General features: G+C 63.5%; 15 protein-coding genes. 8 read left to right on the top strand and 7 right to left on the bottom strand.

Annotated features, from left to right (window positions below):
• The first annotated feature begins 90 nt into the window (after positions 1–90).
• Together AC1RJW_RS21550 and AC1RJW_RS21545 are read left to right on the top strand one after the other, a co-directional pair.
• Positions 91–1,263, top strand: coding sequence for an efflux RND transporter periplasmic adaptor subunit (locus AC1RJW_RS21550; RefSeq protein ID WP_493046768.1), 1,173 nt, complete (start codon positions 91–93; stop codon positions 1,261–1,263).
• 3 nt (positions 1,264–1,266) lie between these two features.
• Complete coding sequence (locus AC1RJW_RS21545; protein ID WP_493046767.1) at positions 1,267–4,488, top strand: efflux RND transporter permease subunit; 3,222 nt, start codon at positions 1,267–1,269, stop codon at positions 4,486–4,488.
• Position 4,489: 1 nt separating this feature from the next.
• Here the strand turns inward: AC1RJW_RS21545 and AC1RJW_RS21540 are convergent, their stop codons facing one another.
• On the bottom strand, positions 4,490–4,696 hold the full coding sequence (locus tag AC1RJW_RS21540) for a hypothetical protein (protein WP_493046766.1): 207 nt from the start codon (positions 4,694–4,696) through the stop codon (positions 4,490–4,492).
• Between the two features lie 110 nt (positions 4,697–4,806).
• Here AC1RJW_RS21540 and AC1RJW_RS21535 point away from each other — a divergent pair, with 110 nt between their 5' ends.
• The 3 genes from AC1RJW_RS21535 (at position 4,807) to AC1RJW_RS21525 (ending at position 10,609) form a co-directional block, all read left to right on the top strand.
• The gene (locus tag AC1RJW_RS21535) at positions 4,807–6,288 is read left to right on the top strand and encodes an efflux transporter outer membrane subunit (protein ID WP_493046765.1); all 1,482 of its coding nucleotides are present in this window, start codon (positions 4,807–4,809) and stop codon (positions 6,286–6,288) included.
• Positions 6,289–6,364: 76 nt separating this feature from the next.
• Complete coding sequence (locus AC1RJW_RS21530; protein WP_493046764.1) at positions 6,365–7,540, top strand: efflux RND transporter periplasmic adaptor subunit; 1,176 nt, start codon at positions 6,365–6,367, stop codon at positions 7,538–7,540.
• A 9-nt stretch (positions 7,541–7,549) separates the two neighbouring features.
• On the top strand, positions 7,550–10,609 hold the full coding sequence (locus AC1RJW_RS21525; RefSeq protein ID WP_493046762.1) for an efflux RND transporter permease subunit: 3,060 nt from the start codon (positions 7,550–7,552) through the stop codon (positions 10,607–10,609).
• A 125-nt stretch (positions 10,610–10,734) separates the two neighbouring features.
• On the opposite strand, the gene AC1RJW_RS21520 is transcribed toward AC1RJW_RS21525, so the two are convergent.
• From AC1RJW_RS21520 to AC1RJW_RS21495, 6 genes are all read right to left on the bottom strand, one after another.
• Entirely contained in the window at positions 10,735–11,064 is a 330-nt protein-coding gene (locus tag AC1RJW_RS21520) for a hypothetical protein (RefSeq protein ID WP_493046761.1), read from the bottom strand.
• A 261-nt stretch (positions 11,065–11,325) separates the two neighbouring features.
• Positions 11,326–12,249 carry an SAM hydrolase/SAM-dependent halogenase family protein gene (locus AC1RJW_RS21515; RefSeq protein ID WP_493046760.1) on the bottom strand — a complete coding sequence of 308 codons (924 nt, stop codon included), beginning with the start codon at positions 12,247–12,249 and terminating at the stop codon, positions 11,326–11,328.
• Between the two features lie 18 nt (positions 12,250–12,267).
• Entirely contained in the window at positions 12,268–14,772 is a 2,505-nt protein-coding gene (locus AC1RJW_RS21510) for a TonB-dependent receptor plug domain-containing protein (RefSeq protein ID WP_493046759.1), read from the bottom strand.
• A gap of 131 nt (positions 14,773–14,903) precedes the next feature.
• On the bottom strand, positions 14,904–15,782 hold the full coding sequence (locus AC1RJW_RS21505) for an NAD(P)H-hydrate dehydratase (RefSeq protein WP_493046758.1): 879 nt from the start codon (positions 15,780–15,782) through the stop codon (positions 14,904–14,906).
• Between the two features lie 17 nt (positions 15,783–15,799).
• On the bottom strand, positions 15,800–16,564 hold the full coding sequence (locus AC1RJW_RS21500; protein ID WP_493046757.1) for a histidine phosphatase family protein: 765 nt from the start codon (positions 16,562–16,564) through the stop codon (positions 15,800–15,802).
• A 239-nt stretch (positions 16,565–16,803) separates the two neighbouring features.
• Entirely contained in the window at positions 16,804–18,204 is a 1,401-nt protein-coding gene (locus tag AC1RJW_RS21495) for an L-cystine transporter (RefSeq protein WP_493046756.1), read from the bottom strand.
• A gap of 257 nt (positions 18,205–18,461) precedes the next feature.
• On the opposite strand from AC1RJW_RS21495, the gene AC1RJW_RS21490 reads away from it, so the two are divergent.
• From AC1RJW_RS21490 to AC1RJW_RS21480, 3 genes are all read left to right on the top strand, one after another.
• A complete protein-coding gene (locus tag AC1RJW_RS21490) occupies positions 18,462–18,839 on the top strand; it encodes a nuclear transport factor 2 family protein (RefSeq protein WP_493046755.1) in 378 nt (125 codons plus the stop codon).
• A gap of 13 nt (positions 18,840–18,852) precedes the next feature.
• Positions 18,853–19,242 carry a hypothetical protein gene (locus tag AC1RJW_RS21485; protein WP_493046754.1) on the top strand — a complete coding sequence of 130 codons (390 nt, stop codon included), beginning with the start codon at positions 18,853–18,855 and terminating at the stop codon, positions 19,240–19,242.
• Between the two features lie 96 nt (positions 19,243–19,338).
• Entirely contained in the window at positions 19,339–19,881 is a 543-nt protein-coding gene (locus tag AC1RJW_RS21480; RefSeq protein WP_493046753.1) for a hypothetical protein, read from the top strand.
• Positions 19,882–20,234 lie beyond the last annotated feature (353 nt).

Below are 20,234 nucleotides of genomic sequence, written 5' to 3'. Positions count from 1 at the left end.
GGTTTTAATAAAAATAAATGCCTGCTATCGCCTGCAGCCCTATCCGGGCCGCCGGGACGGTCGTGGCGCTATCTATCCGGAGAAATACCCATGTTGCGCAAAACCCTGTTTGTTCTGGCAATCGCTTCTGCCTTGGCCGCCTGCGGCAAAGAGTCCAAAGATCCCGGCAAGGGCGGCAAGAATGCCAAGGAACAGGCGGGCGCCAGCGTCAATCTGCTGGTGTCCCCGGAAGACCTGCTGACCATCCAGAGCAATGCGCTGGCCTCGGGTCCCGTCATCACCGGTTCCGTGCAGCCCGAGCGCAACGCGGACTTGCGTGCCGAAGTGTCGGCCGTGGTGATCCAGGTCATGAAGGAAAACGGCGAAATCGTCAAACGGGGCGACGTGCTGGTGCGCCTGGACGAAACGGCTATCCGCGACAGCCTCAATTCGGCCGAGGAAGCCAGCCGCGCTTCGAGCCAGGTGCTGGAACAGTCCGAACGCATGTTCCAGCGCATGAAAACCCTGCGCGCCTCGGGCATGACATCGACGCAGGCGCTGGAAGACGCGGAAATCCGCCGCAACAATGCGCAAAGCGATTTGTCCGCCGCGAAGAGCCGCGCCGCCCAGGCCCGCCAGCAGCTGCAGCGCACGCTCGTGCGCGCGCCGTTCGACGGCATCGTGAGCGAGCGCAAGGTATCGAATGGCGATACGGCGCAAATCGGCAAGGAATTGATCAAGGTCATCGATCCGACCAGCATGCGCCTGGAAGGCCTGGTATCGGCCGACAAGATCGGCGTCGTCAAGGTGGGCCAGCCCGTGTTGTTCCGCATCAATGGCTATCCAGGCCAGGATTTTGCGGGCAAGGTGCGCCGCGTCGATCCAGCCGCCAACGCCGTCACGCGCCAGGTGGCCGTGCTGGTCGATTTCAACGACAAGCAACAGCCGCGCGTGGCCGGCCTGTACGCGGAAGGACGCATCGAGACGGAAACCGTCAGCGCGCTGATGATCCCCGATTCGGCTCTGGTGAAGGCGGGCGACGTCACGTACACGTGGAAAGTCAAGGACAAGGCTTTGCATAAAGTCAACTTGCGCATCGGCGCGCGCGACGTGCGCACGGGCCAGTGGGAAGTGCAAAGCGGACTGGCCAGCGGCGACACCGTGCTGCGCACGCCCGGTTCGACTTTCAAGGATGGGCAGAAAGTGGAGTTGACGGCCGGCAAAGCCGTACCCGCCGCCGCCATGGCCAGCAGCAGCGCCGTTGTTGCCGGTAAAGGAAACTAAGCCATGTTCCTTTCCGATTTCAGTATCAAGCGGCCTACCGCCACCATCGTCCTGATCCTGGCGATGATGTGCGTCGGCTTGTTGGCGCTCAAGAAACTGCGCGTCAACCAGAACCCGGACGTCGAAGTGCCGTTCATCGTCGTCAGCATTCCTTATCCTGGCGCCTCGCCCGACACGGTCGAGCGCGAAGTGGTGAACCGCCTGGAAAAGTCGCTGCAAAGCATTTCCGGCGTGACCGAGGTCAACAGCGACTCGAATGAGGGTGCGGCCAGCATCTTCCTGAAGTTTTCCTTCAATACCAATTTGATCGAAGCGTCCGACAATATCCGCAATGCGATTGCCGCCGTGCGCTACAAGTTGCCGACGGAAATGCGCGAGCCTATCCTGCAGCGCATCGACCCGGCTGCCGAACCGATCATGCAGCTGGCGCTGTCGTCGAATACGCAAAGCCATGCGGAAATTTCGCGCCTGGCCGAGGATGTGCTGTCGGACCGCTTCCGCACCGTCGACGGCGTGGCGCTGGTCAACGTGGGCGGCTCGCTGAAGCGCGAACTGTCCGTGCTGCTGCGGGCGGAAAAGTTGCGTGAATACAATGTTTCCGTCAGCGACGTCGTTACCGCCCTGCGCAACCAGAACACGAATGCGCCGGTCGGCAAGGTGCGCGGCACCCTGGACGAGAAAAGCATCCGCCTGGTGGGCCGCATCGAGTCGCCAAGCGACTTCGAGAAAGTAGTGATCAAGCGCCGCGGCGAGGAAATCGTGCGCCTGGCGCAAGTGGCCACCATCGAGGACGGTTTTGCCGAAGTCAACAGCCTGAGCATGCGCAGCGGCAAGCCCAACGTGGGCATTTCGATCACCCGCGTGCGCGACGCTTCCACCGTCAGCGTGGCCAACAAGATCCGCGACATGGTGGCGGAAATCAACAAGACCTTGCCGAAAGGCACGATCCTGCAAGTGACGCGCGACGGCGGCGAAAACGCCCAGCATAGCCTGAACAACGTGATCGAATCGCTGGTGCTGGGCGCCGTGCTGACGATTTTCGTCGTCTACGCCTTCCTGAACTCCTGGCGTTCGACCCTGATCACGGCGCTGAGCCTGCCCACGTCCGTGATTGCCGCCTTCATCGCCGTGTGGCTGTGCGGCTTTACCCTGAACTTCATGACCCTGCTGGGCTTGTCGCTGGCCATCGGCGTGCTGATCGATGACGCCATCGTGGTGCGCGAAAACATCGTGCGCCACATGCAGATGGGCAAGGACCGCCGCACGGCCGCGCTGGAAGGCACGGCCGAGATCGGCATGGCCGTGGCCGCCACGACCTTCTCGATTATCGCCGTCTTCATTCCCGTGGCCTTCATGCCGGGGATCTCCGGCGAATGGTTCCGTCCGTTCGCCTTGACGGTGACGTGCTCGGTGCTGGTCAGCCTCGGGATCTCGTTTACGCTCGACCCCATGCTGTCGGCCTACTGGGGCGACCCGGTCGAAGAGCATTCGGCACCGAAAAAGGGCATCGGCCGCGTGCTGGAGAAATTCAATCACTGGTTCGACCACCAGGCCGACCGTTATGGCCGCGTGATCGCCTGGGCCCTGCATCACCGCCGCTGGATGGCCGTGATCGCCTTCGGCAGCCTGGTGGGCGCCATTGTTCTGCACGCTACACATGGCGGCACGAGTTTCTTGCCGGCATCTGATTCCGGCAATCTGATGATCAATGTGCGCACGCCATCGTCGAGCAGCATCGAGTATTCGCGCCTGAAGCTGGAAGCGGCGGCCGTGCTGGCGCGCACCTTGCCTGAAACCAAGGATACCAACAGCTCCATCAATGCGGGCGGCGGCCGCGTGTATGTTGACATCGGCAAGCGCAACACCCGCAAGCGTTCGGCCAAGGAAATCGCCGTCGAGCTGCGCGAAAAGATGTCGCGCCTGGTGGGCGCCGAATACGTGGTGCAGGATGACTTGAGCAACGGTTCGCAAAAGCCGATCCAGGTGGAATTCACGGGCCCGGATTCGCGCAAACTGATGGAAATCACGAATGCCTACATGGACAAGCTGCGCGCCATTCCCGGCGCCGTTGACGTGGGCTTGTCGGAGCAGGATCCGAAGAACGAGCTGCAGATTGAGCTCAACCGTGGTCTGGCCAACTCGATGGGTATTTCCGTCAATGACGCAGCGCAATCGCTGCGCGTGGCGTTTGCCGGCGTGGAAGTGGGCGACTGGGTCGATCCGACGGGCGAAACGCGCGACGTGGCCGTGCGCCTGCACCCCGACGACCGCGTGGCGTCCGAGAATATCGAGCGCCTGCCGATCAGCGTGACGGGCACCTCGCAAATGGTGCCGCTCGACCAGATCGCCACCATTACCATGGGCAAGGGCCCGTCCGGCATCGAGCACAAGAATGGCAAGCGCACGATCACCGTGTCGGCCAATGCGCAGGGCCGCTCGAATGGCGAAGTGACTAGCGACGCCATGAAACTGGCCAACTCCATCGACTTCCCGCCCGGCTACGGCCTGGCGCTGGGCGGCGCCGGCCAGGACCAGCAAGAGCTGTTCACGGAAATGCTGATCGCGCTGGTGATGGGTATCGGCCTGATGTATTTGATCCTCGTCATGCAGTTCGGTTCCTTCACGGCGCCCGTGGCGGTGATGATGTCCTTGCCGCTCAGTCTGATCGGCGTGGTGGTGGCGCTGGTGATCACCAACAACACCCTCAATTTGATGAGTTTTATCGGCATCATCATGCTGATGGGCCTGGTTGCCAAGAACGCCATCCTGCTGCTGGACGCAGCGCGCAAGCGAGAAGAAGAAGGCCACGGCCGCGAGGACGCGCTGATGTATGCGGGCCGCATGCGTCTGCGCCCCATCCTGATGACGACGTTCGCGCTGATCGCCGGCATGTTCCCCGTGGCATTGGGTCTGGGCGAGGGCGGCGAGTTCTACCGTCCATTGGCGATCGCCATCATCGGCGGCACCATCACTTCGACGATTCTGACCCTGCTGGTCGTGCCGACCTTCTATGACAGCATCGAAATCGCCCGCGATGGCGCCGTGGCCAAGTTCCACCGCCGCGTCGCCCGCATGCCGGTGGCTTTCGCCATGATCCTGACCCTGATCGAGTGCGTGCTGACCCTGCTGCTGGTGCGCTTCGTCTACCGCATGCTGAAGAAGGCCGTGCTGTTCCTGATGGGACGCCGCGCGCCGAAGGCAGCGTCGGTCAGCCTGCAAAAATAAGTCAGGCAGCCTCGGCTGCGCAGCATTTGTGCCAGATCAAAGAGCCTTCTTCGGAAGGCTCTTTGACGTTTACCAGCATCTTGCGCACTGCAGCGGCACCGCATACGCCGCCGGATTTTGATGCTAGAATAATCGCGCCCGCCAGTGCTTTGGCGCGGCATTGTCGTGCGGCAAGTCCAGTATTCGAGAAGCTCAACAACGTTGTCATGATGTTGCAATGCATAGTATCGGATAAAAACAATGGTCCCCAGCCTATGGCAGCCCCTTATTGCCTTGCGCGTCAGGAGTTCCGCTCCTGCCGTTTCCCTGCGCCTTGCCATGCCGGCGGCGCTCCTGGCGTGCCTGCTTGCCGGGTGTGCCGTGGGACCCGACTTCAGGCCACCCGCTGCGCCGGAGGGCGGCGACAGCTACACGCCGGTGCCCTTGCCGGAACAAACGGCCTCGGCGCCCGGTATCGGCGGCCAGGCGCAGCGCTTCATGCCGGGCCAGGATATTCCCGCGCAGTGGTGGTCGCTGTTTCAATCGCCGGTCCTCGATCAGATGGTGCGCGAAGCCCTCGCGCGCAGCCCGGGCCTGGCATCGGCGCAAGCCGCCCTGCGCCAGGCGAATGAAAACTACCGCGCCGAGAGCGGCGAGCTGCTGTATCCCGGCGTGACTGGCCAGCTGGGTTTCAACCGCGAAAAGACCAGCCGCCTGACGGGCGCGGGGGGCGTCTTCAATTTGACGAATGCCTCCGTCAACGTGTCCTATTCGCTGGACATGTTCGGTGGCAACAAGCGCCAGCTGGAAGGCTTGCAAGCGCGAGCCGAGTATCAGCAGTATCAGCTTGAGGCGGCGTATCTGGCCCTGACGGCCAACCTGGTGACGACGGCCATACGCGAAGCGTCCCTGCGCGGCCAGTTGCAGGCGACCAGTGAAGTACTTGACGCGCAGCAAAAACAGCTGGATGTGATTGAGCAGCAACTCAAGTTCGGCGCCATTGGCCGCGCTACGGTCTTACTACAGCGCAATACGGTGGCGCAGACGCGGGCGACCTTGCCGCCGCTGGAAAAGGCCCTGGCGCAGACGCGCCACCAGCTTTCCGTGTATGCAGGCCGCCTGCCCAGCGAAGCGGGCATGCCCGAGTTCGAACTGGCATCGCTGCATTTGCCGCAGGATTTGCCCCTGTCCCTGCCGTCGGCCCTCGTGCGCCAGCGCCCCGACATCCGCGCCAGCGAGGCGCTGCTGCACCAGGCCAGCGCGCAAATCGGCGTCGCCACGGCGAACAAATATCCCCAATTCAATCTGACGGGCAATTATGGCGCGCTGGCCACCACCTTTCCCGCGCTGTTGCACGCCAGTTCCGCCGTCTGGGGCCTGGGTGCCGGGCTGGCCCAGCCGATCTTCAATGGCGGCGCGCTGGACGCCAGGCGGCGCGCCGCCATCGCCGCCTACGAGGGCGCGGCGGCCGATTACCGTGCCACCGTGCTGGGCGCCTTCCAGAATGTGGCCGACAGCTTGCGGGCCCTCGAGGCGGATGCCGCCGCCCTGAAGCAGCAGGCCGAGGTGGAGGCCCTGGCCAGCGAATCGCTGGCCTTGAGTACGCAACAATTCAAGCTGGGCGCCATCAGTTATCTCACCCTGCTGGATGTCCAGCGCACGTATCAGCAGGCCAGGGTGGGCCTGGTGCAGGCGCAGGCGGCGCGCTATGCGGATAGCGCCGCGCTGTTCCAGGCGCTGGGCGGCGGCTGGTGGAACCGGCCCGCGCTGGACAATGTTCCCGCCACGACCACCGTGCCGGTGGCGGCAGGCACGGACTGAACAGCCTGCGCCGCAAGGCCTTGCACGGTAATACGCAGCACGATGGCAGCCAGAAAGAATAACCAGGAGCGCATCCATGACGAAACGCAATAAGCGCATGCTCATCATGCTGGGGGCGGTGCTCCTGTTGATTGCCTTGCTGGCCCTGGGCTTCTTTCTGCACATCCGCCAGCTCATGGCCAGTTCGCCCAAGCCCACGCCGCAGACGGTGTCGGCGACCATCATCCGCAAGGTCGACTGGCAGCCGCATCTGTCCTCCGTGGGCACCCTGGTGGCCGTGCGTGGCGTCGACGTGACGAGCGAAATCGCCGGCCTCGTCAGGTCCATCCATTTCAAGTCCGGCCAGGAAGTGGCGGCGGGGCAACTGTTGCTGCAACTGAATGCCGATGCCGACCTGGCGCAGCTGCGCGCGCTGGAGGCCGCGGCCGAACTGGCCGCTTCCGTACTGAAGCGCGACCAGCAGCAATTTGCGGTGCAGGCGATCAGCCAGGCGCAGATCGACAGCGACCAGGCCGACTTGAAAAGCAAGCAGGCGCTGGCTGCCCAGCAGGCGGCGCTGGTGGCAAAGAAAACCATCCGCGCGCCGTTTGCGGGCAAACTTGGCATCACCACCATCAATCCGGGCCAGTACCTCAATCCAGGCGACAAGATCGTGACCCTGCAGACCATCGATCCCATCTATGTCGATTTCTATATTCCGCAAAAGCAGCTGAGCGGCCTGCAAGTGGGGCAAGCCCTGAATCTGTCCAGTGACGCCTACGCAAAAACGGCCTTTAGCGGCAAGGTCAGCGCCATCAGTTCCAAGGTCGACCCCACCACGCGCAACGTGCAGGTGGAGGCCACGGTGGCCAACCCGAAACGGCAGTTGCTGCCGGGCATGTTTGCCAATGTGCATGTGGAAGTGGGGGACAAGCAACAGTACCTGACCTTGCCGCAGACGGCGATCACCTACAACCCGTATGGTTCCACCGTCTTCGTCGTGCATCCGGCGCAGCAGGCGCCCAAGTCCGCCGCGCCGGCCGGCTCCGCCCCCGCCGCCCCGCCGCCGAAGGCGGGCGAGCTGGCGGTGCGGCAAGTGTTTGTCACCACGGGGGAAACGCGCGGCGACCAGGTGGCCGTGCTGACGGGGCTCACCGAGGGGCAGCAGGTCGTCACCAGCGGGCAGATCAAGCTCAAGAACGGCAGCCCCGTGGTCATCAGCAACGTGGTCGAGCCGGGCAACAATCCGCGGCCCACGCCGCAGGAACACTGAGGCGCCGCCATGAACTTCACCGATCTCTTTATCCGCAGGCCCGTGCTGGCGATGGTGGTGAGTTTGTTGCTGGTGGTGCTGGGGCTGCGCTCCCTGTTCAGTTTGCCCATCAACCAGTATCCGAAGACGCAGAATGCCGTCGTGACGATTTCCACCACGTATTACGGTGCCGATGCGCAGACGGTGGCCGGCTTCATCACGCAGCCGCTGGAGTCGGCCATCGCCCAGGCGCAGGGCATCGATTACCTGTCCTCGTCCAGCAGCAGCGGCGTGTCGACCATCACGGCGACCTTGCGCCTGAACTACGACGCGAACCGGGCTTTGACGGAAATCAATACCCAGGTCAGTTCCGTGCGCAACCAGCTGCCCGCCCAGGCCCAGGCGCCCGTGCTGACGGTGCAGACGGGGCAGACGACGGACGCCATGTACCTGGGCTTTTACAGCAAGACCTTGCCGACGAATAATGTGACGGACTTTCTCAGCCGCGTGGTCAAGCCCAAGCTCGATTCCATCACGGGCGTGCAGACGGCGGAACTGCTGGGCGCACGCCTGTTTGCCCTGCGCGCCTGGCTGGACGCTTCCAAGATGGCGGCGTTCGGCGTGACGGCCGCCGATGTCAGCACGGCGCTGGGCAACAATAACTATCTGGCCGCGCTCGGTTCCAGCAAGGGCCAGATGGTGACCATCCCCTTGACGGCGGGCACGGACCTGCATTCGGTGGAAGAATTCAAGAAACTCGTCGTCAAGCGCAGCGGCGACTCCATCGTGCGCCTGGAAGACCTTGCCACCGTCGTGCTGGGTTCGGAAAACTATGATTTCAACGTCGCCTTCAGCGGCGTGCGCTCCGTCTTCATCGGCATCAAGGTGGCGCCCGAAGCCAATATCCTCGACGTGGCCAAGCGCGTGCGCTCCGTCTTCCCCGATATCCAGTCCCAGCTGCCGGCCGGGCTGACGGGCGAAATCGTGTACGACTCGACTTTCTTCATCAATACCTCGATCAGGGAGGTCATCAAGACCCTGGTCGAGGCGTTGCTGATCGTCACCATCGTCATCTATCTGTTCCTGGGCAGCCTGCGGGCCGTGATCGTGCCCGTGATCGCCATGCCGCTATCGCTGATCGGCACGTTTACGGCCATGCTGGCGCTCGGCTATTCCATCAACTTGCTGACCTTGCTGGCCATCGTGCTGGCCATCGGCCTGGTGGTCGACGACGCCATCATCGTGGTGGAAAACGTGGACCGCCACATGAAGCAGGGCCAGCCGCCGCTGGAAGCCAGCCTGCTGGCGGCGCGCGAACTGGGCAGCCCGATTCTGGCCATGACGGTGGTGCTCGTCGCCGTGTACGTGCCCATCGGTTTCCAGGGAGGCCTGACGGGGGCGCTGTTCACGGAATTCGCCTTCACCCTGGCCGGTGCCGTGGCCGTGTCGGGCGTGGTGGCCCTGACCCTGTCGCCCATGATGTGTTCGCGCTTTTTCCGTCCGGAACAGGACAGCGGCCGCTTCGTGCAAGCCATCGACCGCGTCTTCGGCAAGGTGCATGACACGTATCAACGCCTGCTGCACGCGTTGCTCGATACATGGGTGGTGCTCATCGTCATGGCGGCGCTATTGATGGTGGTGCTGGGGCTGATGTTCAAGATGTCGCAGTCCGAGCTGGCGCCCGAGGAAGACCAGGGCGTCGTGCTGTCGCAGGTGGTGGGCGACCCGACGGCCACCTCGGACCAGATGCAGGTGTATGCGGAGCAAATCTACCAGGTGGCCAAGGCCATGCCCGAATACAGCCAGATGTTCCAGATCACGGGCGTGCCGACGGTCAACTCGGGTTTTGGCGGCATGCTGATGACGCCCTGGGACGCGCGCACGCGCAGCGCCCAGGAAGTGCAGCAAGACTTGCAGGCGGGCTGGAACCGGATTGCCGGCGCGCGCGTGGCCGCCTTCCAGTTTCCCGCCTTGCCCGGCTCCTCGGGCCTGCCCGTGCAATTCGTCATCGCCACCACGGAGCCGTTTGAAAACCTCGATGCCATCGCGCAGCAGGTGCTGGAGCAGGCGCGCGCGTCGGGCAAGTTCTATTTCATCGACACGGACTTGAAGATTGATAAACCGCAAGCCACCGTCGTGGTCGACCGCGACAGCGTCGCCGCGCTGGGCATGACGCAGCAGGATGTGGGGCAGGCGCTGGGCGCGGCCCTGGGCGGTGGCTACGTCAATTACTTTTCCATTGTCGGGCGTTCCTATAAAGTCATCCCGCAGGTGCTGCAGGTAGACCGCCTGAATCCGTCCGCCGTGCTGGATTTCCATATCAAGACGCCCAACGGCACGATGATACCGGCCAGTACCGTCGCGCATATCCAGTACGATGTCGTGCCCGAGTCGATCAACCGCTTCCAGCAGCTCAATTCCGTGACGCTTTCCGGCGTGTCCGGCGCCTCGCAGGGCGAGGTGCTGGCCTTCATGCGCGACGCGCTGGCCCAGGTGGCGCCCAGCGGCTACACGGCCGATTACGCAGGCCAGTCACGCCAGTTCGTGCAGGAATCGGGCGGCTTCATCGTCACCATGCTGTTTGCCGTGGTGATCGTCTTCCTGGCGCTGGCGGCGCAGTTCGAGAGTTTCCGCGACCCCGTCGTGATCCTCATTTCCGTGCCGCTGGCCCTGTTTGGCGCCACCATGTTCATCTTCCTCGGCTTTGCGTCGATCAATATCTACACAGAGGTGGGCCTGGTGACCCTGATGGGCTTGATCAGCAAGCATGGCATCCTGATCGTGGAAGTGGCGAATCAGCTGCAAAAGACGGGCAAGAGCAAGCGTGAGGCCGTCGAAGCGGCCGCCGCCGTGCGCCTGCGGCCCATCCTGATGACGACGGCGGCCATGGTGTTTGGCGTGCTGCCCCTGGTGATCGCCTCGGGCGCGGGCGCGGCCGGGCGCCACGCGATGGGGCTGGTGATTTTCACGGGCCTGTCCATCGGCACCTTGTTTACCCTGTTCGTGGTGCCGGCCATGTATCTGTTCCTGGCGGCGGACCATCAGGCGCTGAGCGCTCGGGCGGCCGGCAAGGCGGTGCCAGCCCACTGACGCGCCGTGGCAGGGAGATTGTTGCTCTGTGCAATAAAAAGAGCCTTCGTCGGAAGGCTCTTTGCTGCGTATTTTGCTGCAGGCGTGCAGCCTGGCTGGCCGTCGGGGCGGAGCGGACGCGGTTTTTAGCTGCTGCGTGGCGGCGGCGTGGTGGTTCCAGTCCCTGTGCCGGTGCCGGGCGTGGTGCCATTGCTGGGCGGGGTGGCCGGCGGCGTGGTCGTGCCGTCGGGATTGGTGGTGGTGCCCGGTGCAACGGATGGCGTGGCGGGCGTGGTGGTGTCCGGCGTGGTGGTACCGCTGGTGCCCGAGGTGCCGCTGCCGCCCGTGCCGGGCGTGGTGGCCGGCGTGGCCGGGGCGGTGGTGGTTTCGTTGTGCTTGTTGCAGCCGCCCAGCAGCGCGCACACGATGGCGGTGCCGAGGACAAGCTTGCTGGTGCTAAGGAGTGGAGCCGTCATGATTGTTCCTTTCTCGTTGGAAAGCTGTCTTGGGTAGTCATACCTTGCCAGCCGCCTGCCATGTTGCTGGCAGGCCGTCGTAGCAAGGCTGGCATCGCTTGCAAAAAATTAGAGTGGGCGGGTGCGCGCAGGTTCACTGGATTTACAAATCAACGGCTATCGGCAGCGGGCGCGGCGATCCGTTTTGATATGGCGCAAACGCGCCACGTGAACGAGAAAGAAAGGGGCCAGGACAGGACGCCCCGGCCGCGGGCAAGGGCCTTATTTGGCGGCAGGGACCTTGCTCACTTCCACTTCCCAATCCACGCCCGACTCGACGTGGTGTTTGGCGGCGAAGTCGCCCTGGCTGATGGCCACGGCCACGTCGAGCAGGCTGTTCAGGTAGACCAGCGGCTTGCCCTTGGCGACGCCGCCAAACGTGTGTTCGAACGGCGCCGTGACCTTGGCCACTTGCTTGCCCTTGTGCAAAATGCGCACTTGCAGCGGATCGTGCAGTTTCACTTGCAATTCATCGAGCAGGGATTTCGGGATATTCGTCCAGACATTGCCATATTTCACATCGAGCACGGGCACGATGCCGCGGATGGTATTGCCGTTGCGCACAGGCTTTTGATACGCGATCTTGACCACGGATTCGCTGGGTAATGGCGGGCCCACCTGTTCATACGTGATGGCGCCCGACGCCAGGCGCGCGCCCACGTACGCGTACACGTCGCGGCCGTGGAAGGTGTACGACTCGGCGGAGCCCGCCAGGCGGTTGACCTGTTCATCGATTTCGCGCAGTTCCGCCACGCCGTCGCGCTCGGCGATCAGGGTGAACAGGCCGTTATCCGGGCCCACGAAGTAGCGTCCGCCCTTGGTTTTCAGCACCACCGACTTGCGGTTGGTACCCACGCCCGGATCGATGACGGAAACAAATACCGTGCCTTGCGGCCAGTAATTGGCCGTCTGGTACAGGCGGTAGGCGCCCAGCCAGATGTCGTAGTCGGGAATCTGGTGCGTCAGGTCCGAGATAGTGAGCCTGGGATCGACGCCATAGGCGACGCCATGCATGGCGGACACGGCGCCGTCGGCCGTGCCGAAGTCCGTCATCAGCACCAGCGGCGCGGCGGCCTGGGCGCTGGACAACAGGAGGGCGCTCAGGCAGGCACCGGCGACGAGGTGGGAGATTCGTTTGATGATCATGATTTATCCTTGTCCGTGTCAGAACGTGTAGCTTAATTTAGCGTAAAAGTAGGCGCCATTGACGCCGATGGGGTTGATGAAATTGTAGGGCAGGGCGCCGCCATACGTGGCGTTGTTCGTTTCCCGCACGCGCTGCGGATAGCGGTCGAGGATATTGTTGCCGCCCACGCTCAGGGTCAGCTGCTTGCTCAGTTTTAACTGGCCTTCCAGGTCCAGCGACCAGACGGCGCCGAAGCGCTGCGCGGGGATGCCGTCAATCAAGGGCGCATCGCTGTCGTAGGAAAAATCTTTCAGCTCGCCAAAGCGCGTGGCGCGCGCCTGCACGCCCCAGCCGGCCGCCTGCCAGTCGGCACCGAGGATCAATTTGCTGGCGGGTGACGCATGTTTGATGCGGAACAAACCCGTCTCCGTCAACAGGCTCAAACTGGGATCGATATTGGCCAGCGCGGCGGAGCTTTGGCGCACCTTGTCGAGCGTCGTCTTGTTCACGTTGAGGGCCGTGTTCAGGTTCAGCTTGCCTGACGTGAATGCCAGGTCGTGATTCAGCACCACGTCCAGGCCTTTTGTGCGCGTGTCGAGCAGGTTGGCCAGGTAAGCCACGGACTGGATGTCGCTGCGGCCATTGGCGGTCAGGTAGGCCGTGACGGCGTCGCTTTGCAAGTCGCTCGAGCGCGTGATGCGGTCGCGGATGCGGATCACGTAGGCGTCCACCGTCACGCTGGTGGCGGCCGCCGGTTTCCAGGCCAGGCCCAGGGACAGGTTGGTCGACTTTTCCGGTTTCAGCGCTTGCGCGCCGAAGCTGCGCGCCAGCGGGTCGCTGGCCGGCAGCAGGGCCGCTGTTTGCAGGGCCGTGCCATCGGCGTTGAAGTTCAAGGTGGCGAAGCGGAAACCCGTCTGCACGAGGGCCGGCGCGCGGAAGCTGTTCGACAGCGAAGCGCGCACGAGGAAGTTGTCCGTCACCTTGTAGCGGCTGGAGAGTTTACCCGTGCTGGCGCTGCCGAAGTCGCTGTAGCGGGAATGGCGGGCGGCGGCGCCCACCAGCAGGCGCGGCGTGAGATCGCTTTCCACGTCCGCATACATGGAGCGGATCTGCCGGCTGCCGTCATAGGCGTCCGATGGGCGCAGTCCGGGACCGGCCTGCGCGCCCGGCGGCGCATCGGTGAAGCTGCCGGCCGCATACGAAGCGGGGTCGCCAGCCGAGCTTTGGTAGGTTTCGCGCATCCATTCGGCGCCCACGGCCACGTTCAATGGGGCGCGCAAGCCGATGTCGAGGCTGCGCGTGGCATCGAGGTTCAGGGCGTTCTGGCGGAAGTCGAAACCGGCCAGATTGAAACGCGTGGGGCTGGCCGCGCCCAGCGAGGCGTTGACGGAGTGGCTCACGCCGTAGTCAAAGCGGTCGCTGCCGTGGCGTGCGCTGGCGTCCCAGTTCCACTCGCCCGCGCTGCCGCGCACGCCGGCAACGATGCTGAGGTCGCGCTTGTCGCCGTTGGTGACGGGGCGGTAGCCGTGCGGATACAGGGCCGGTACATTCGACGGGTCGCCCGGATAGCGGAAGTAGGCGCTGCCGTCCGATGTGCGTTCGTTGAGGGTGGCAAACGAGTACAGGTCGAGGCCGTTGGCCAGGGTGAGCTGGGTGTTGTAGAACAGGTAGTTGTTGCGCTGGCGCGAGTCGCCGGACTTGAACACCACCTTGCCGTCGAGCGTCTGGTCGGCCGGCGTGAAGTTGTAGGACGTCCAGCCCGCGTCGCTGGGGCCGGCCCGTTCCGTGGGCGAGCGCCGCCGGGTTTCCGCGCCGAAGCGGAAGAATCCCGCCTCGCCCAGCGGCACGCCATAGTCGGCGTTGACGATGACGGTCTGGCCATCCGTCAGGGTTTGATCGGTGGGGTCGAAATGCGTGTGGTTGGTGCCGTAGCTGACGGAAGCGGCGCCGCCCGTGCGGGCTTTTTTCAGCACGATGTTGATGACGCCCGCCACGGCGTCGCTGCCGTACTGGGCGCCCGCGCCGTCGCGCAGGATTTCGATGTGGTCGATGGCGTTCGGCGGAATGGCGTTGATGTCCACCGGCACGGTGCCGGCAAAGCTGCTTTCCGTGTCGAGCACGGCGCTTGTGTGGCGGCGCTTGCCGTTGATCAGCACCAGCACCTGGTCGGGCGCCAGGCCCCGCAACTGGATGCCGCGCACGGAGTCCGACGCGCCGCTCGATTCGATGCGGGGGAAGTTGATCGAGGGCGACAGGTTTTGCAGGGCCGCGCCCACGTCGCCCGTCGACAGCGCATTGCTCACTTCGCGCGCGCCGAAGCGGTCGATGGGCACGCTGCTGTCGAACACGGTGCGGTTGCGCGCGCGCGAACCGACGACGGTGACCTGGTCGATGCTGGCGCTCGCTGGCGTGGCGGCACCGGTGGCCGTGTCCTCAGCCTGGGCCCAGGCGGGCGCGGCGCCCAGCATGGCGCAGGCCAGCACGATGGCGCGCAGCGGCGTGGCGGGAAGGGAGGGGGAGGCGTATGAATGGCGCGGATGCAAGGCGGTGTCCTTTAAACTTAGTCATCTGGAAACAGTTGAATGAGCTTAAGGGAGACCGTTGCCCAGGCTAACGATTCTTTCTGGATATGCTTATGCTGTTGTTTCCATGCCGCGCAGCTCAGGGCGCCAGCTCAGGGCGCCAGATTACGCAGCAGGGCGGGAATCTCGGCCGGGATTTCGCGCGCCAGGTAGCCGAGGATGCCGAAGCGCAGGGCCAGCTGTTCGCCCGCCAGCGCATGCACGGCGATGCCCCAGGCGCACGCCTGCTCCAGCGGGGCGCCGCGCGCGGCCAGGCCCGAGATGATGCCGGCCAGGGTGTCGCCGGAACCGGAAATGGCCAGGCCGATATTGCCGCCCGCGTGCGTCCAGGTAGTGCCATCGGGTGTGGCGATGACGGTCAGCGCGCCCTTCAGGGCGACGATGGCATGCCAGCGCCGCGCCGCGTCCACGGCGCAGGCATGCGGGTCGGCCAGCACGGCGTCTTTCGACAGGCCCATCAGCTGGGCCAGCTCGCCCGCGTGCGGCGTCAGCAGCACGGGCTGGTCGAAGCGGAAGTTGGCGGGCTGGCGCACGACCTGCATGGCGCAGGCGTCGAGGATCAGCCGGCTGCCGGCAAACAGGGGCAGCAGGTGGCGCATCAGCTCGCAGCTGGCGGCCGTGTCGCACATGCCTGGCCCGACGAGCACGGCATCGACCTTGCCGGCCAGCGGCGCCAGCTGGTGCCGCGCCTCGTGGCGGAAGCCGCCCTGCACCGTTTCATCGAGGCCGATGACCCGCGCCTCGGGCATGGCGACGGCCACTTGCGCCGCCACCGACGCGCCCGTCGCCAGGGTCAGCTTGCCCGCGCCGGCGCGCAGGGCGGCTGTGGCCGCCAGCACAATGGCGCCCGGCATTTCCTCGGAGCCGGCGACGATCAGCAGATGGCCGCGCACTTCCTTGTCGCCGTCGGGCTGGGGCATGGGCAGGGGCCAGGAGCGCAGCAGGGAAGGCGTGATGTCGATGGCGTCCATGGATGACCTCCGAAGGATCAGGATTTCGGCGCGGCCGGCATGTCGGGCTGGGCCGTGACGGGTGTGCCGGCCGCCTCCAGCGGCGCGACGAAGTTGCACAGGTCCAGCTGCAGCTTGCCGTGCCTGCCCAGGGCGGGGTTGAACGCATACGAGGTGACGCCGCAGTTGGGCACGTCGGCGGCCTTGTCGATGGCCAGGATGGCTTGCTCGTCGCAGCGCTCGAGCAGGTAGCGGAAGCAGTTGACGATGACCTGGTGGCCGACGATCAGCACCCGTTCGCCCCGGTATTCGCGGGTGATGGTGTCGAGCACGCTGCGCAGGCGCAGGATGACGTCGCACCAGCTTTCGCCGCCCGGCGGGCGGAAATAGAACTTGCCGACGTGCTGGCGCTGTTCGTGCAATTCCGGATATTTGCTGGCGATGCCGTGCACGGTCAGGCGGTCGAGGATGCCGAATTCCTTTTCGCGCAGGCGCTCGTCGGCCACCACGGCGCTCAAGCTGTCCGCATCGATGCGCGCCAGCACGGCTTGCGCCGTCTGCTGCGCCCGTACGTAGGGCGAGTACAGCACGACGGTCGGTTGTTGTTCAGGGGGAAGGGTGGCGAACCAGTCGCCGAGGGCTTGCGCCTGGCGCGCGCCCAGGTCGGAGAGGGGAACGTCGACATCGCGCTCGGCGATGGCGATCAACAGCTGTTTTTCCGCTTCGGCGGCATCGCGCGCCACGTTGCCGGCACTTTGGCCGTGACGCACGATCCAGATTTGCTGCGGCCATTTCTGCTCCATCGCCTCGCGCCTTCCTCTGTATTGATTGCGATCCAATATAGACGAAAGCGGCAAGGCGCGGCGCGCCGCTGGTGTGGCTGGACGCGCTTAAGAACGCTTAACAAAACCGTAGCGAGCGGAAGCGAGGCTCGGCGCCCCCGTTGGCTTGAGAAGCGGAACTGTGCGAAGGTACGGGGGCGCCGAGCCAGTGAGCATCGGAAACCGCAACCCGCGACGCGCAGTAGGTTTGGTTATGCGTTCTAGGCGGCGTGTTCCGCTTCGTCCAGGTCAGGCGCGTCGTCGCTGTTGTAGACGGCCAGGTCGGTTTCGCCCATGACGCGGCTGGTGACGGTGCCGGCCGTGATCGAGCCGCTCACGTTCAGGGCCGTGCGGCCCATGTCGATCAGCGGTTCGACGGAGATCAGCAAGCCGGCCAGCGCGACGGGCAAGTCCATTGCCGACAGCACGATCAGGGCGGCAAACGTGGCGCCGCCGCCCACGCCTGCCACGCCGACGGAACCGATGGTGATGATGGCCAGCAGCGGCAGCAGGAAGCTGAGCGTAAATGGATCGACGCCGACGGTGGGGGCGATCATGACGGCCAGCATGGCGGGATAGATGCCGGCGCAGCCGTTCTGGCCGATGGTCGAACCGAACGAGGCGGCGAAGTTGGCGATGCCTTCCGGCGTGCCCAGGCGCTGGGTTTGCGTCTGTACGCTCATCGGGATCGAGCCGGCGCTCGTGCGCGAGGTGAAGGCGAAGGCCAGCACGGGGAAGACTTTCTTGACGAAGCGCAAGGGGTTCAGGCCCACGCCGGCGATGATGGCTAGGTGCACGAGGAACATCAATATCAGCGCGCTGTACGAGGCGACGACGAAGTTGATCAATTTCAAGATGTCCGTGTAGCTCGACGACGCCACCACTTCAAACATCAGCGCGAACACGCCGTACGGCGTCAGGCGCAGCACCAGCGTGACCATGCGCATGACGATGGCGTGCGCCACTTTCATGAAGTGCTCGAAGGACGCGAAGATTTCCGGCTTCTTGGCGGCGATGCCCGTGGCCGAGATGCCGATGAAGATGGAGAACACCACCACGGCGATGGTCGAGGTCTTGCGCGCGCCCGTCATGTCGAGGAAGGGGTTGGTCGGCACGAAGCTGACCAGCAGTTTCGGCAGCGACAGGGCTTTTGCCGTTTCCAGCGAACCTTGCAGCTGCACGCCGCGCGCCACTTCGGCGGCGCTCGACGTCAGGCCCACGGCCGTCAGGCCGAACAGCTTGGCCATCAAAATGCCCAGCGCGGCGGCGATTGTGGTGGTAATCAGCAGGGTGCCGATGGTCAGCGCGCTGATCTTGCCCAGGGAACTCGCGTCCTTGAGCTTTAAAATGGCGGAAATGATGGACACCATGATCAGCGGCATGATGATCATCTGCAGCAGTTTGACGTAGCCGCTGCCGACGATGTCGATGTATTCATTGGTGCCCGCGATGACGGGCGAGCCGGCGCCATAGATGGCCTGCACGGCCGCGCCCAGCAGCACGCCCAGGCCCAGGCCGGTGAAGACGCGCACGGTAAACGTCGCGTGCTTGCGTTGCTGGTGGAACATGAAAGCGAAGACGATCAGCGCAACGAGCAGGTTCAGAATGATGTTAATTGCCATGTAGGGGCCTTATCTTGGTTTTATTCGAGACTGCAGAGAGCACTTTACTACAAGTCATTGCTGCCCCAGCCTGGGGCGAAAGGGCAAGCACTGTACAGTACTATGGGGGCGTTTTGCGCAATACCGCTGCGAATATTACGCTATATAAATATGCTCTACAGGCATAAGTCTTTCGGATGATTGTGAAATTGGCTATTTCGTGCCAGCATGGTTTTCCCGTTTGCTAATATGCGTGCGTTATTTTAATAAGGAAAAAGATGAATGCTTTAACGGAAGTACAAGTGCTCGATGCGGAGGAGCGCTTGCGCCTGGCCATGATGGCGTCCGACGTGGCCGTGTTGAACGATTTGCTGGCCGACGATTTGCTGTTTACGAATCATCTGGGCCATTTGCTGAGCAAGCATGCGGACCTGGCCGCGCACGAGCAGCGCCTGCTGACCATCACCGACTTGCGCGCCTCCGAGCGCCATGTGCGCATCAACGGCCACGTGGCCGTGGTCTCCGTGCGCATGCAGCTGACGGGCAGCTACCACGGCGTGGAAACGCATGGCGACTTCCGTTTTACGCGCGTCTGGGCGCAGGACGCAGCCGGCGCGCTGCAAGTGATCGCCGCCCATTCCGGCGTCGTGGCTTGAGGAGCAAGATTTAGTGGATCATCGTTCCAAAGGGCAGCTGTTTGAAGCTGTCATCGCCGCCGGCCCGGCCACCCTGGCCATCACGGCCGGCTATCCCTTGCTGTTGTACAACCTGGTGCGCACCTGGGCCGACGCCCCCGGCGCCAACGCGCTGGCCGCGCTGCTGCTGACGGGCGGCCTGTGGGCCTTGCTGGAATTCTGGCGCATCGCGCTGGCGACGGTGGCGCGCAAGGCCTATGCCTTCAACTGGCGCTTCTGGCTGGCCATCGCGAGTTTTCTTGCCTGCTTCGTGCGTTTCGTGCCGGACATGCCTGCCGGACTGATGCTGCTGTTGCTGGTGCTGCCGGCGCTGGCGTGGACGCATTTCATCTTGCTGCAGATCAAGCGGCCGGGCAGGACTTGATTGCTGGAAGTGTCGTAGCGGGAGCGATATATCATTATTGAAATCCGAAAACTGGGCGAGCAATTCCACGCGATAGCGTCGGAATCCGACTTTTTCATGGCGACTTATTCAGATGCCGTCAAACTGCGCGCGGCGCGAACGCTGATCAGCAAAGGGCCGTTGTGTAACGTCAGGCCATTCGAAGCGCAAAGGGCCGGTTTTAAGCCGGGAAAAGCGCTAAAGTCGCTGCCCGCGAAGTTGAAAGACACTCATGTCTACTATCTCGATGGGGAGGGAAGGGTCATCCTGGTGGAAAGCTATGGCGGATCTGCCGCTGTCATCAACAGGAGTTTCTATTTTCATGAGCGCGGCGAGCTTAAAAGCGTGCACTTCAATGCCAGCGGGAGCTTGAGGAATGTCATGCTCAGTTTTCTTGACGGGGCACGCATCGCGCAGGACATTAATTTCGGAAAATTTGGAGAAGCTAGTTACGATTACCTGTATGAAGACGATCTCCTCCAGTCCATCAAGGTCTGCCAGAAAGAGCATGGCCAGGAAAACCATACCGAATATCAGATTCTATTCGGCTATATAGACGGACAGATGGACAATATTTCCCACGTGTTTCCGAATGGATATCTGGAGCAGCGCTATCCATGACGATGGTGCTTGTTAAGGCAAGGCCATGAAAAAATGCATGTAGCATCTGTATTATTGTGGAACAGATGTGGTGGACGCCAATGAGGCGTGGATGAGCGGGCATGTCGGTGCGGGCATCTGTACAGACTGCGGAAATCATATGCCCGGGAATGAAGGCGATATCGCCGTGGTGGTGGATCAGCGCATTCCTGTACCAGCAGATAGGTTTTCAATGGGACGGTTATCGCCGTCCATCATGTCCGCCAGACTGCGGAAATTGCTGCCGGAGCGCATAAACGAATTCTTGCGCTTCGGCGACATCTATCTCGGTGATCCTGCGAGGAAGATGGAGAGTCACTTCGCATTTGTTGGCC

This window comes from Janthinobacterium sp. GW822-FHT07A03 (assembly GCF_058798815.1).
Note: the sequence above shows the minus strand (reverse complement) of the source record. Positions and strands in the feature narration are given on the sequence as shown.